Annotated in this window: 11 protein-coding genes; 6 read left to right on the top strand and 5 right to left on the bottom strand. The window is 59.4% G+C overall.

The window, feature by feature from the left end; genetic code table 11:
* Positions 1 to 149 precede the first annotated feature (149 nt).
* Positions 150 to 1,277 (bottom strand): branched-chain amino acid ABC transporter substrate-binding protein, encoded by a 1,128-nt coding sequence (locus tag BI292_RS23495; protein WP_092272110.1) that lies wholly within the window; start codon positions 1,275 to 1,277, stop codon positions 150 to 152.
* A 338-nt stretch (positions 1,278 to 1,615) separates the two neighbouring features.
* Between BI292_RS23495 and BI292_RS23485 the strand changes: the two genes are divergently transcribed.
* Both BI292_RS23485 and BI292_RS23480 read left to right on the top strand, forming a co-directional pair.
* Positions 1,616 to 1,921, top strand: coding sequence for a DUF2288 domain-containing protein (locus tag BI292_RS23485; protein ID WP_092272103.1), 306 nt, complete (start codon positions 1,616 to 1,618; stop codon positions 1,919 to 1,921).
* Positions 1,922 to 2,121: 200 nt separating this feature from the next.
* Positions 2,122 to 3,018, top strand: a complete 897-nt coding sequence (locus tag BI292_RS23480; protein ID WP_101209351.1) for an NAD(P)-dependent oxidoreductase — start codon at positions 2,122 to 2,124, stop codon at positions 3,016 to 3,018.
* Here the strand turns inward: BI292_RS23480 and BI292_RS23475 are convergent.
* A complete protein-coding gene (locus BI292_RS23475) occupies positions 2,909 to 5,191 on the bottom strand; it encodes a bifunctional diguanylate cyclase/phosphodiesterase (protein ID WP_101209350.1) in 2,283 nt (760 codons plus the stop codon). The genes BI292_RS23480 and BI292_RS23475 overlap by 110 nt on opposite strands.
* A gap of 375 nt (positions 5,192 to 5,566) precedes the next feature.
* On the opposite strand from BI292_RS23475, the gene BI292_RS23470 reads away from it, so the two are divergent.
* Complete coding sequence (locus BI292_RS23470; protein WP_092272094.1) at positions 5,567 to 6,916, top strand: MFS transporter; 1,350 nt, start codon at positions 5,567 to 5,569, stop codon at positions 6,914 to 6,916.
* Between the two features lie 103 nt (positions 6,917 to 7,019).
* On the opposite strand, the gene rapA is transcribed toward BI292_RS23470, so the two are convergent.
* A complete protein-coding gene (rapA, locus tag BI292_RS23465; RefSeq protein WP_092272092.1) occupies positions 7,020 to 9,866 on the bottom strand; it encodes an RNA polymerase-associated protein RapA in 2,847 nt (948 codons plus the stop codon).
* Between the two features lie 240 nt (positions 9,867 to 10,106).
* Between rapA and BI292_RS23460 the strand changes: the two genes are divergently transcribed.
* The 3 genes from BI292_RS23460 to ccoM all read left to right on the top strand — a co-directional run bounded on the left by BI292_RS23460 (position 10,107) and on the right by ccoM (position 11,033).
* A complete protein-coding gene (locus BI292_RS23460) occupies positions 10,107 to 10,448 on the top strand; it encodes an aspartate-semialdehyde dehydrogenase (RefSeq protein ID WP_092272089.1) in 342 nt (113 codons plus the stop codon).
* 147 nt (positions 10,449 to 10,595) lie between these two features.
* A complete protein-coding gene (locus tag BI292_RS23455; RefSeq protein WP_092272086.1) occupies positions 10,596 to 10,775 on the top strand; it encodes a hypothetical protein in 180 nt (59 codons plus the stop codon).
* Between the two features lie 144 nt (positions 10,776 to 10,919).
* The gene (gene ccoM / locus BI292_RS29355) at positions 10,920 to 11,033 is read left to right on the top strand and encodes a cytochrome c oxidase subunit CcoM (RefSeq protein WP_054046898.1); all 114 of its coding nucleotides are present in this window, start codon (positions 10,920 to 10,922) and stop codon (positions 11,031 to 11,033) included.
* Between the two features lie 253 nt (positions 11,034 to 11,286).
* Here the strand turns inward: ccoM and BI292_RS23450 are convergent, their stop codons facing one another.
* Together BI292_RS23450 and BI292_RS23445 are read right to left on the bottom strand one after the other, a co-directional pair.
* Positions 11,287 to 12,762: an inorganic phosphate transporter gene (locus BI292_RS23450; protein ID WP_101209349.1), complete on the bottom strand. Its 1,476-nt coding sequence runs from the start codon at positions 12,760 to 12,762 to the stop codon at positions 11,287 to 11,289.
* A gap of 376 nt (positions 12,763 to 13,138) precedes the next feature.
* Complete coding sequence (locus BI292_RS23445; protein ID WP_007903846.1) at positions 13,139 to 13,339, bottom strand: hypothetical protein; 201 nt, start codon at positions 13,337 to 13,339, stop codon at positions 13,139 to 13,141.
* Positions 13,340 to 13,914: the final 575 nt, after the last annotated feature.

Here is a 13,914-nt window from a genome sequence, read left to right as displayed (position 1 = left end):
AAATCGAGGTTTGCCAGCGAACCGCTGATGACGGTTTTGAGATTTTCAGGTGGGGAGACTGGCGGATCACGCCAGCGCGGCCCAATACGTTCGTAAAACAAAGCCCACGGCACGCCGTGGGCTTTGTGGGCAGTCAGTCAGGCAAGGCCTTACTGAGGCGAAGCTTCAGTTTTTGGTTTGCCGAAGTGCCACTCGTAAACCACAAATTTGAAGTCCTTCAGGTCGCCTTTCGCGTCGAAGCTCAGGTCGCCAGTCGGGGTCTTGAAGGTACCGGCGTGGATGGCTTCAGCCACTTTCGCGGTGTCTTCGCTTTTGGCGGTAGTGATGGCGCCGGCGATGACTTCAACAGCCGAGTAGGACGGGAACACGAACGGACCGCTTGGGTCTTCTTTCTTCGCTTTGAACGCATCAGCCAGGGCGATGTTGGCCGGATCCTGGTCGAAGGATTTCGGCAGGGTTACCAGCAGACCTTCGGAAGCGTCTTTGGCGATCTGCGAAATCGAGTCGTTACCCACGCCTTCCGGACCCATGAACTTGGCTTTCAGGCCTTTTTCCTGTGCTTGACGCAGGATCAGGCCCAGCTCCGGGTGGTAGCCGCCGTAGTAAACGAAGTCGACGTTGGCTTGCTTGAGTTTGGCGATCATCGAGGAGAAGTCTTTGTCGCCGGCATTGATGCCTTCGAACACGGCAACCTTGGTGCCTTTCTTCTCGAGAGTCTGTTTGACCGCGGTAGCGATGCCTTCACCGTATTGCTGTTTGTCGTGCAACACAGCAACGATTTTCGGTTTGACGTGATCAGCGATGTAGTTACCGGCGGCAGGGCCCTGGGCGCTGTCCAGACCGATAGTACGGAAGATCATTTTGTAACCACGGGAAGTGATGTCCGGGCTGGTGGCAGCCGGGGTGATCATGATCACGCCTTCGTCTTCGTAGATGTCCGAAGCCGGTTGAGTGGAGCTGGAGCACAGGTGACCGACCACGAACTTGACGCCGTCGTTGACGACTTTGTTGGCGACCGCTACCGCTTGTTTCGGATCACAGGCATCGTCGTATTCAACAGCTTCGAGCTTCTTGCCGTCGACGCCGCCCTTGGCGTTGATCTGCTCGATGGCCATTCTTGCGCCACTGAACTGCATGTCGCCGTATTGGGCAACAGGGCCGGTTTTAGGGCCGGCAATACCGATTTTGATGGTGTCAGCTGCGAACGAATGGCTGGCAACCCCGGCCAGAACCATAGCGGCAAACAGTTTGGAAATCTGCTTAGTAGCCTTAGTCATAGTGCTCCACTCTTACTGTTGTAGTTTTTATAGTCCTGGCGCCGTAGCAGCAGAACCGGGTCAGATATCTTCGATATCCTCCGGAAAATGCCCCCGGCAACTGTACCGGTACAGTGTAGAGCGCCGATTGTCAGCCTGGGAAGCTGGCGCCATGGGGCAAATCCTGAGGGTGTCGCTTTTTTGAAAGAAAAATACAGAATCGCGGCGGGGGTTCAGGCTGATATCCAGCAATCCTTGGCTTTCCTGCACTTTTCATTCGGTCAATCAATTGCATCCGGGTTTGTCTGCCGGACCACCGACGTTATCATTCGCGTCGATTTCTTTTCCGGACAGGGCCCATGACTGAAGAACCTAGCACCCTCTATGCCAAGCTGCTTGGTGAGACCGCATCTATTACGTGGAAAGAACTCGAACCGTTCTTCGCCAAGGGTGCCCTATTGTGGGTCGACCCAAGCCTGGATTTGATCGCTGCCGCCGAGGCCGTGGCCACCGATGACGGCGAGAAAGTCGCTGCCTGGCTGGCTGACGACAGCCTCGCCAAGCTCTCTGAAACGCGGGCGCTGGATCTTTTCGAGCGCGATCCGGAGCTGTGGGCAGTGGTGGTTTCGCCGTGGATTCTGATCCAGGAAAGGGCGAACGGTTGAACGCTCGCACCAAACCAGTGCGCCTCTCGGCCGACTAAAAGTGTGTAGCCGAGTAGCGTGATGGCACCTTGCCGTGGAGAAAGGCCACAGAAGGCTCTTGGCGAGGGTGACGTAAACGTAACGGGAACAGTTTAGTGAGCCTGCTAACGGCTGATTAATTGTTTCTGAATGTTGGGCAAAACAATAAAAAGGAGCCACAGATGGCTGCCACTTTACCTTCGCTCGGGTTCGCCGGAATCGGCTTGATGGGCCTGCCGATGTGCCAGCGTTTATTGGCGGCGGGCTATCCGCTGACGGTGTGGAATCGCAACCCGGCCAAATGCGCGGCGCTGGTGGCCGCGGGCGCACGGCTAGTCGCGACACCGGCTGAGCTGTGCGCGCACGCCGACGTGGTGATGCTGTGCCTGGCGGACACGGCGGTGGTGCGCGAAGTGGTGTTCGGCCCGAACGGCGTCGCTGAAGGTGGGAAAAGTCCTCAGTTGCTGGTGGATTTTTCCAGCCTCGAACCGACCGCCACCCGGGAAATGTCCGCTGCGCTGTTCAGCCAGACCGGCATGCGCTGGCTCGACGCGCCGGTTTCCGGTGGCGTGGTCGGCGCCGAGGCGGGCAGCCTGGCGATCATGGTCGGCGGCGCGGCGGCGGACCTTGAACGGGTCAGGCCTGTATTGCTCACCCTCGGCCAACGCGTCACGCACATGGGCGACGTCGGCGCCGGTCAGGTGACCAAGGCCTGCAATCAGATGATCGTTGCCTGCAATGCGCTGGTGATTGCTGAAGTGGTGGCGCTGGCCGAGCGTTCGGGTGTCGATGCCAGCCTGATCGCCGAAGCCTTGGCCGGTGGCTTTGCCGATTCCCGACCGCTGCAGATCCTCGCGCCGCAAATGGCCGAGAGCCGTTTCGAACCGGTGAAATGGCACGTGCGCACCTTGCTCAAGGATCTCGACACAGCGGTTAAATTTTCTCGCGAGCAAGGCTCGGCCACGCCGATCAGCGGATTGGCCGCACAACTGATGCGCCTGCATGGGGGCCAGGGCTTTTTGGAAAAGGATCCGTCGACGCTAGTGCAGTTGTACCGCGCGCCAGATTCAGCGCAGTGACCATGTGCGCGTGCTGGCGCCGGTTGATTTCGTCGAGCACCGAACGGATTTCCTCCAGCGGCACCGGGCGACTCAACAGGTAACCCTGGACGAAGTCACAGCCGTGGCGTTCGAGAAACTGGTATTGCTCCAGCGTCTCGACGCCTTCGGTGACCACCTGCAAATGCAGGGTGTGCGCCATGACGATGATCGCCTGGACGATCTCCATGTCCTGGGTTGCCTTGGGGATGTCCTGAATAAACGAGCGATCGATTTTCAGCGTGTTCAGCGGCAGGCGCTTGAGGTAGGCCAGCGATGAATAACCAGTGCCAAAGTCGTCGATCGACAACGAGACGCCGAGCGCACGGATCTGCCGCAGCAGCACCAGGCTGTTGGCGATATTGCCCATCAGCGCATTTTCCGTGACCTCCAGTTCAAGGCGCTCGGGGGCCACGCCAGTGACGTGGAGGATCTGTTCGATTTCATTCGCCAGCTCTTCGCGCGTCAGGTTCAGCGGTGAGCAGTTGACCGCGATCTTCAACTCCTCGCAGCCATGCCGGGACAATTCGCCCAAGTCCGCGCAGGCCCTGCGCAGCACCCAATTGTCCAGTTCGGCGATCAAGCCATTGGCCTCGGCGATGGCGATAAAACGGTCCGGCGCCAACAGTCCGTGAATCGGATGTTGCCAGCGCACCAGCGCTTCAAGTTTGGTGACCTTGGCGTTTTTCAGGTCGTAGATCGGTTGGTAATACAGCAGCAACCCCGAATCTTCGCGCAAGGCGTGGCGCAATTCCTCTTCCAGTTGCAGCTCCATCGTTGCCCGGGTCCGCAGGTTGGGGCTGAAGAAATGCAGGCTGTTGCGACCGCTGCCCTTGGATTGATAGAGCGCCAGATCGGCGTTTTTCAGCAGTTCTTCGCAGGTCTTGCCGTCCTCGGGAAACAGGCTGATACCAATGCTGGTGGTCATCACCATGCGCCGCCCCGACAGCTCGATCGGCTCCTTCATTTTCAGCATGATGCGCTGGGCCATGTGCCGCGCTTCCTCGCGATCACGCAGGCTGATGAGCAGGCAGAACTCGTCGCCACCAAACCGCGCGACCACGTCTTCATGGCTGCGCACCGAGCCCTTGATGTGCTGGGCGAGGACTTTGAGCAGCGCGTCACCGGCGTCGTGGCCGAGGCTGTCGTTGATGCGTTTGAAGTGGTCGATGTCGAGGAAAATCACCGCGAGCCAACCGCCGTCCTGGGTTTTCTCGTTGAGTTTCTCGGCAAAGATGTGGTTGAAGCCGCGACGGTTGAGCAGGTTGGTCAGGGCGTCGTAATTGGCCACTTGTTGCAACGACACGCGCGCCTGATCGAGTTGGCTGAGCAGGGCGTTGACCCGGCGAAGGTCGAATTCCTTGTTTTGCAGTTTCTTGTCGGCCAGCGCCGCGCTGATGCAACTGCCGATGATCAGCAACGTGATGATCGCCACGGTCAGCCCGAGTTGCAGATGATTGTTCTCGCCGGGCAGCGTCGGCAGATTGCCGACGGGCAGCACCAGGGTCAGTGCCGCCATGCCGGTGAAATGCATGCTGACGATGCCGGCGCCGAGCACCAGGCTGGCGGTGTATTTGAGCAACTGATGAAACATCCCGCTGCCATCGCGCAGATGGCTGGAAATCAGCAGCGCGGCGAGGCTGGCACCGATGGCGATGACAATCGACAACACGAACAGCGTCGGGTCGTAATAAGGCGTGGCCGCCGAGCGCATCGCGGCCATGCCGATGTAATGCATGGTCGCGATGCCGAGGCCGATCCACACCGCCGCGCGCACCAGTTGCCAGAATGTCACGTGAGGATGGCTGAGCGTGTGCATCGCCAGCCACGACGCCGTCAGCGCGAAGACCAGCGAGAGCAGGGTGATCGGCAGTTGGTAATTGACTTCAATCGGTACCTGGAACGCGAGCATGCTGATGAAATGCATGGCCCAGATGCCGCCCGCCAGGCACCCGGCACCCACCCACCGCCAGAGTCGTTGCGAGCCCGGTTTTTCGACATGGCCAACGCGCTCGGTCATGTCCAGCGTGGCAAAACCGGCCGCGCACGCCACCACATAGGCGAGCAACACCAGAAACGGGTTGTGCGTGCAGTCGAGAATCACCTGACCACGTTCCGGCAGCTCGGTAAGGAACTGCAAACCAAGCCACTCCATTAGCACGCCCCATTCACGAGTCATCCTGGCCAGCGCCACAGGCGTTGGCGAATGCATTGGAGTATAGAGGCCATGTACATAGTTCAAGCCGTAGTGGCACGGTGAGGTCAATGATTTTGATATGGGATTAATAGCGATCCGCGCTAACGGCACCGACTTGTAGGAGCTGAGCTTGCTCGCGAAAACGGTATGCCAGTCAACGGGCATGGCGGCTGATCGACCGCTATCGCGAGCAAGCTCGGCTCCTACAGGGTGGCGGTGTGGCATGGGCCGATATCAGGCTGGCGAATGATGACAGACACGCCGCGCGCGCCTGACTAGATTGCAGACTCCGGGGGCAGCTACGCCTTCATAACAATAAAAGAGACGGACCCCATGCAGAACTCGACCCAAGCGGCGAATGCCTGGCGCATTCTGTTTTTGCTGTTCCTGGCCAACCTGTTCAACTTCTTCGATCGGACCATTCCGGCGATCATCATCGAGCCAATCCGCATGGAATGGCACCTCAGCGACTTTCAGCTGGGGATCATCGGCACTGCATTCACTATCGTTTACGCAATCGCCGGCCTGCCGCTAGGGCGCATGGCGGACACCGGCTCGCGCGCCAAACTGATGGGCTGGGGCCTGGCGGCGTGGAGCGGGCTGACGGCGGTTAACGGTCTGGTCGGCAGTTTCTGGACGTTTTTGCTGGTGCGCATGGGCGTCGGCATCGGCGAAGCCAGCTACGCGCCAGCCGCCAATTCGCTGATCGGCGATCTGTTCCCCGCCCACCGTCGTGCGCGGGCGATGGGGATTTTCATGCTTGGGCTGCCATTGGGGCTGCTGCTGGCGTTTTTCACCATCGGCTGGATGGTCAAGACCTTCGACAGTTGGCGCGCGCCGTTTTTCATCGCTGCGGTGCCGGGGTTGGTGCTCGCGGTGTTCATGTTCTTCATCAAGGAACCCAAGCGCGGAGCGGCGGAAAGCGTGCAGGTTTCGCAGGAACGCGTAGATCGGCCGATTCGCCGCGTGCTGGCGGTGCCGACCTTCCTGTGGCTGGTGCTGGCGGGGCTGTGCTTCAACTTCGCGACCTATGCGTGCAACTCGTTTCTGGTGCCGATGTTGCAGCGCTACTTTTTGATGCCTTTGCACGAAGCGGCGGTGGCGACCGGGGTGATTGTCGGGGTGACCGGGTTGTTCGGTTTGACCTTGGGCGGGTTTGTTGCCGACAAGATTCACCAGCGGGTAGCGAATGGACGGCTGCTGTTTGCCGCGTTCAGCCTGATCATCTCGACCGTGTGCACGGCGTGGGCGCTGCACGCGGGGCGGATTGAGATTGGGATGTTCGTCGCGGTGTTCAGTCTGGGCTGGTTGTTTGCGTACAACTTCTACACCTGCGTTTACACGGCGATCCAGGACGTGGTCGAACCGCGCTTGCGGGCGACGGCGATGGCACTGTTTTTTGCCGGTCTGTATTTGCTTGGCGGCGGTTTGGGGCCAGTGGTGGTCGGCGGATTGTCCGATCACTTCGCCCACACGGCGATGCTCGCGGCGGGCGCCGAGCAGATGACCGAAGCGTTCAAGGCGGTCGGCCTGCACGACGCGATGTACCTGATCCCGGTGGCGCTGTTTTTCACCATGGTGTTTCTGTTCATGGCGTCGCGGTGTTTCGTGCGCGATGCGCAGCGGATGAAGGATGGGTTGGTGGCTGTTGTTGAGCCACAAGTTACTGCGGTGACTGCCTAATCGCCATCGCGAGCAAGCTCGCTCCCACAGGGGATGACCGGTAGATAAAAAAAAGGCCCGCATCGCTGCGGGCCTTTTGATTTTGCGAGGTGGAGCAGGGGACTTAGCCCGCGACCAGCACCCGAATCGCTTCCAGTCGCAGCGCAGCCTTGTCGAGCATCGCCAGGCCTTGCTCGCGCTGATTGCGCAGGGCCACCAGTTCGCTGTCGCGCACGGTCGGGTTGACCGCTTGCAACGCGGTCAGGCGCGCCAGTTCTTCATCCGTGTCCGCAGCCAATCGGCGCTGCGCCTCAGCCACACGTTCGGCGTGACGCGGGGCAATCTTCTCTTCGCCGGCATTGATTCGCGGCGTCAATTGATCGCGTTGCGCCTGGATAAATTTGTTGGCGCTGGCGCGTGGCACGCTTTCCAGTTGATCGTTCAGCGTTTCAAACGACACACGCCCGGACAAATCATTGCCATTGGCGTCCAGCAAGCAACGCAACGCCGCCGGCGGCAGGTAACGGCCCAATTGCAACGAACGCGGCGCAACCACTTCGCTGACGTAAAGCAGTTCGAGCAACACGGTGCCCGGTTTCAGCGCCTTGTTCTTGATCAGCGCGACGGCGGTGTTGCCCATCGAACCGGACAACACCAAGTCCATGCCGCCCTGCACCATCGGGTGTTCCCAGGTGATGAACTGCATGTCTTCACGAGACAGTGCCTGGTTGCGGTCGTACGTGATGGTCACGCCTTCGTCGTCGCCGAGCGGGAAACTGGCATCGAGCATTTTTTCGCTCGGCTTCAGGATCAGGGCGTTTTCCGAATGGTCTTCGCTGTCGATGCCGAACGCGTCGAACAGGGTTTCCATGTAAATCGGCAGGGCAAACTGATCGTCTTGCTCAAGGATGTCCTCGACCAGCTGATCGCCTTCACCCGAACCGCCGGAATTGAGTTCCAGCAAGCGGTCGCGGCCAGTGTGCAGCTCGGCTTCGAGGCGTTCACGCTCGGCGCGGGCCTCGTCGATCAGCGCTTGCCACTCGCCATCGTCAGCATTTTCCAGCAGCGGCAGCAGGCGCGCTCCGAACTGATGCTGCAAGGCATTGCCGGTCGGGCAAGTGTTGAGGAACGCGTTGAGCGCTTCGTGATACCACTGGAACAGCCGCTCTTGCGGGCTGGTTTCGAGGTACGGCACGTGCAATTCGATGATGTGTTTCTGGCCGATCCGGTCGAGACGACCGATGCGCTGCTCCAGCAAATCCGGGTGCGACGGCAGATCGAACAGCACCAAGTGGTGCGAGAACTGGAAGTTGCGACCTTCACTGCCGATTTCCGAGCAGATCAGCACTTGCGCGCCAAACTCTTCGTCGGCGAAGTAAGCGGCGGCGCGGTCACGTTCGAGAATGTTCATGCCTTCATGGAACACCGTGGCCGGAATGCCGGAGCGCACGCGCAGCGCGTCCTCCAGGTCCATGGCGGTTTCGGCGTGGGCGCAGATCACCAGCACTTTGGTGCGCTTGAGCATCTTCAGCGTGTCGATCAGCCATTCGACGCGTGGGTCGAATTTCCACCAGCGTTCTTCTTCGTTGGCATCCGGCAGCGCCTGGAAGCTGACTTCCGGGTACAACTCGGCGTGCTCGCCCAGCGGCAATTCGAGGTATTCGTCAGGGCATGGCAGCGGGTACGGGTGCAGTTTGCGCTCCGGGAAACCCTGCACGGCGGCGCGGGTGTTGCGGAACAGCACGCGGCCGGTGCCGTGACGGTCGAGCAGTTCGCGGACCAGACGGGCGCTGGCTTCGACGTCGCCATCATTGACCGCCGTCAGCAGCGCTTCGCCCTCGTTGCCGAGGAAACCGTGGATGGTCTTGTGCGCTTTTGGCGACAGGCGACCCTTGTCCAACAGCTCCTGCACCGCTTCGGCCACCGGGCGATAGTTTTCGCTCTCGGCGCGGAAGGCGTGCAGGTCGTGGAAACGGTTTGGATCGAGCAGGCGCAGACGCGCGAAGTGGCTGTCCTGACCCAATTGTTCCGGGGTCGCGGTCAGCAACAGCACGCCGGGAATGACTTCGGCCAGTTGCTCGACCAAGGTGTATTCCTGGCTGGCTTTCTCTTCGTGCCAGACCAAGTGGTGCGCTTCATCGACCACCAGCAGGTCCCAACCGGCAGCAAACAGCGCGTCCTGGGCCTTCTCGTCGTCCACCAGCCATTCCAGCGCAACCAGAGCAAGCTGGGTGTCTTCGAACGGGTTGGCGGCATCGCTTTCGATAAAGCGTTCTTCGTCGAACAACGCGACTTGCAGGTTGAAGCGGCGGCGCATCTCGACCAGCCACTGGTGCTGAAGGTTTTCCGGCACCAGTATCAATACGCGGTTGGCGCGGCCCGAGAGCAGTTGGCGGTGGATCACCAGACCGGCTTCGATGGTTTTACCCAGGCCCACTTCGTCTGCCAGCAAAACCCGTGGCGCGATACGGTCAGCAACTTCACGGGCAATGTGCAACTGGTGCGCGATCGGCTGCGCCCGCACGCCGCCCAGGCCCCAGAGGGACGACTGCAATTGGCGGCTGGTGTGTTCCAGAGTGTGATAACGCAGGGAGAACCAGGCCAGCGGGTCGATCTGCCCGGCGAACAGGCGGTCGCTGGCCAGACGGAACTGAATGAAGTTCGACAGTTGGGTTTCCGGCAGCGTGACCACTTCGTTCTGCGCGTTGAGGCCGTGGTAGACCAGCAGGCCATCGACGTCGTCGACTTGCTGTACGGTCAGTTTCCAGCCTTCGAAGTGAGTGATCGAGTCACCCGGGGAAAACCGCACACGTGTGAGGGGCGCATTCCGTAGCGCGTACTGACGAGTGTCGCCAGTGGCCGGATAGAGCACGGTCAACAAGCGGCCGTCCTGTGCCAGAACGGTGCCCAAACCCAGCTCGGCTTCGCTGTCACTAATCCAGCGTTGCCCCGGTTGATACTGCTGCGCCATGCTGCCTGACTCCCACCTTGAAAAAGCGGGCTATCTTAACGGAATGAGCCTTCAGGGCCAAAGGATTACTGACATCGGCGCGGGCGAGGGCACTGATTTTTCGATCTTTGGGAACGCTTGAGTTCTACGTTGTCGGATAAAACATCGCGTTACGTGTGTGCGCTGGTTCACAACTTGGCGACCGATGGCTCAAGTCGCCCGCCGCGCCGCCGACAGCCTGAAGACAGGAGACTAATAACTATGCTGCAACCGATGCTCCCCTTGAGTGCCGTGCCGGTCACCGCGCAACTGGACCCGATCCGCCAGCGCCCGGACATTCCGCCGGTTGTGCCGGTGCAGGAAAGCTCCAGCGAAAGCACGATCGACCTGCAAAGCCGTGACCCGGAAGAGGCCGCCCTGCTGCTGCGCGAAGAACAGCGTCGCCGCCAGGAGCAGGATCGCCGCCGTCAGGAAGCCGATGAAGATCCGCAAGTGCATCTGGCGGTTCCCGGTGACGTGCTCAACGCCGACAACACCGTACCGGTCGTCGCACTGGTCGAAGACGAGCCGCGCCAGGGGCTTTGGGTCGATATTCAGATCTGAGGTTGGTCAGGCTGCTTTGAGGACTGTTTTTGAGGACTGTCTTTGAGAGCTGTCGCGGCGGAAATTGACGGCTGACTGGTCAGCGCGGTCGCCAGACCGCATTATTGGCGCAATCCGACCGAACTCTTTCCAGCGATGCACTGAACCATGAGCCAAGAAGACAAACTGATCGACCTCGGTGCCGAACGCGCCAAGCGTGTGCACGACCTCAACGACAAGCGCCTGAATGAAGTCCGCCAGGCATTCGAGCAGGCCATGCCGCTAGGCAAAGCCAAGAAGTCGGGCAAAACCGAGAAAAAGTCGAAAAACAAACCGAAAAAGCGTTGAAGCACCCTGCATCGCTTGATGCAGGTCAGTTATTTCCCCTCCTTTACGCCCAGTCTCGGGCGACATTGATCCCGGTCAATTTTCTCTCCTGCCTTATTGGTTAACTTAGCCCTATCGCAACAGGGCAAGTGCAGGAGGCCAGTCATGTTTTTCGATAACGTGGTGATCGCCGGAGTGCTGACAGTCGGCCTCATGGTTCTGTTTTTTGCAGGGTTTGGATATTTCATCTGGAAGGATTCGCACAAGCGCAAACCGTAGTTCTTTCCAGAGCAATGAGCACGCAAGGCATTTTGGGCAACTTCGGTTGCCCTTTTTTTTGCCTGAAAAAACACCAGCCCCCTGTAGGAGCGAGGCTTGCCCGCGAAAGCGGCGGAACATCCAACATTGATGTTGCCTGACACACCGCCTTCGCGGGCAAGCCTCGCTCCTACCGTTGGGCATTCGCGAAAAGCAGCAGACATGAAAAAGGCGCGAACCTTGCGGAACGCGCCTTTTTCGATGCAGCGATCGATCAGCTACCCAGCGCCTTCGACGCCAGCCAGAACAGGCCGGCCGACAGTCCGACAGTGGCCGGCAGGGTCAGGACCCACGCCAGCAGGATAGTTTTCACGGTGCCGCCCTGCAGGCCGCTTTTGTTCGCGACCATGGTCCCGGCCACACCCGACGACAATACGTGGGTGGTGGAAACCGGCAGGCTGAAGATGTTGGCCAAGCCAATCATGCACGCTGTGGTGATCTGCGCCGACATGCCTTGAGCGTACGTCATGCCTTGCTTGCCGATCTTCTCGCCAATGGTCAGCACTACGCGTTTCCAGCCAACCATGGTGCCCAGGCCCAGAGCCAGGGCAACCGCCAGAATCACCCAGAACGGCGCGTATTCAGTGGTGGTGGTCAGGTCTTTGCGCAGCTTGTCGAGGTCAGCCTTTTCACGCGATTGCAGGCCTGGCAGCTTGGCGACTTTACGTGCCGTGTCATCCAGGCAGAGCAGGTAGCGACGCACTTCGATGCGGCTTTCTGCGGTCAGCGAGTGGTAATCGGCAACACCTTTAAGGGTGTCGAGCAGGGCGCTGATGGTCGGTTCGGTCTGTTGCGGGTTGCAGCGGAATTTCTCCGGCAGATCGCCTTCAACACTTTTGCCCAGCGCCAGGAACTCGCCCAGGGTGTCACCATTGCGCTTGTAGAACTGGCTCAAGTGCAGCGTCGCGTCGCGAGTCCGCTCGATCTGGTAGGTGGTGCTGCCGAGGTCGAGAACGAACTGCGCCGGCACGATACCGATCAGTACCAACATGATCAGGCCGATGCCTTTCTGACCATCGTTGGAGCCGTGCACGAAGCTCACGGCCATTGCCGAAATCACCAAAACCAGGCGATTCCAGAACGGCGGGTGCTTTTTGTCGTCGAGCTTGCGGCGCTGGTCCGGGGTCTTGTGCATCTTCGACAGCGGGCGCCACCATTTAAGGCCGATCAGCACCAGCGCGGCAACGAGGAAGCCGGCCATTGGCGAGAACACCAGCGAGGCGCCGATATCGATCGCTTTCTGCCAGTTCACGCCATCGGCCAACGGAATGTCGTTGATCAACGCGTTGGCCAGGCCGACACCAAGGATCGAACCGATCAAGGTGTGCGAGCTCGAAGCCGGGATCCCGAAGTACCAGGTGCCCAGGTTCCAGGTGATCGCGGCGGCGAGCAACGAGAAGACCATGGCCAGTCCGTGTCCGGTGTTCACATTGATCAGCAGCTCTACCGGCAGCAAGTGGACGATGGCATACGCCACGCCAACACCGCCCAGCAAAACGCCGAGAAAGTTGAACACACCGGAAAAGAACACCGCCAGATGAGGCGGCATGGCTTTGGTGTAGATAACGGTGGCCACCGCGTTAGCAGTGTCATGAAAGCCGTTGATGAACTCGAAGGCGAGGACAAAGGCCAGGGCGAGCAAGAGGCTCACAAGCACCCAAGCATCCAGTCCGCTGAATAAATCGATCATGAAGGTTTTCTGACCCGGTCGTAAGGGGGCGCGATTATGCCAGAAAAGTGTGGAAATCGATGCACTAGCTGCTCGTCGGTAACATTCTTCAACGAATTAGATGCGGGCAGAGGCCTTATCCCCAGGTTTCTACCGGGTTTTGCAATGCTTTGATTTTATTGAAAAATGTTTCGGGCACGGGCGTGCGGCGCGCGAATGCGAGGCGCTGAAATAGATGTATGAAATATCTGCGAAGAGGGTCAGACATGCGCCATTTGCCTCATCCGTTGGGTGAGGTGGCCGCTGCCCGTGGGTAACGGGCGCGTGAGGCATCGTCGCAACACCGCGCTTTTAGCCGGTGCAGACGCAGACCCTTGAAGGATTCAGGCCGGGCCGGTCAAGGCTCCTCGGCTTTGAGTTCCTTTTCCATCTTCTGCAGTTCCTGGGAAAAAGCCTGGTCCTGAACGGTGGCGCGTTTACGCCAGGGTTTGCGTTCCGGTTCGGGCTGGGCGGCGTAGGTGGTGACTTCCCCGCCGTAAACTTCCTTGTAACGTTGTTCCTGGCGCTCAAGTTCCGCGCGCAGTTCGTCTTTCGTCACAGTGCTACCTGTTTGAGTTGAGATAAATTCTGGTGAAACGCACTGCATCAAATTAATTGACCACGTTCGCCGAAAGGACAATGCCCGAAAAGGCATCGACTTGTGCACGACACAATGATCAACAGTTCCATGTTGCAGGCGGCCACGGCACCAGATAAAAAACAGCTGACGTAGCTTCAGAGTCCTGTTTCAGCGAGCGCGTTGGATAAACCTGCAAGGTTGCTTCCGGCGCTGGCTGCGGGCGGCGGCGATGGGACATCGCGCTCCGGGTGGCGGGCTTGGCAATTAAGACGCCGCGCTGCCACTGAGGTGCATTATAGCCATCGATTCGAAGAACACTATCTCCCGAGAGTTAAAAGTGGTTCGTGGTGTGTGATGATTTTGTTACTCGCAACTTTTACCGGTAATTAGAGTATTGCCGGCGAGCACTATTTCGCGATCTGTTTCTGACGCCAACAAGTCGAACAAGTTCGCGTCCTTACATTGGCACTTTAGTGCACAGAACGCGCAACACTAAAAACATCGAGGAACAATGCTGATGTGCTTTCCGTGCGCGCAAGCTCGCCGGGCGGGCG

The organism is Pseudomonas sp. 43NM1 (genome assembly GCF_002836905.1).
In the GTDB taxonomy this organism is placed as follows: Bacteria; Pseudomonadota; Gammaproteobacteria; order Pseudomonadales; family Pseudomonadaceae; genus Aquipseudomonas; species Aquipseudomonas prosekii.
Note: the sequence above shows the minus strand (reverse complement) of the source record. Positions and strands in the feature narration are given on the sequence as shown.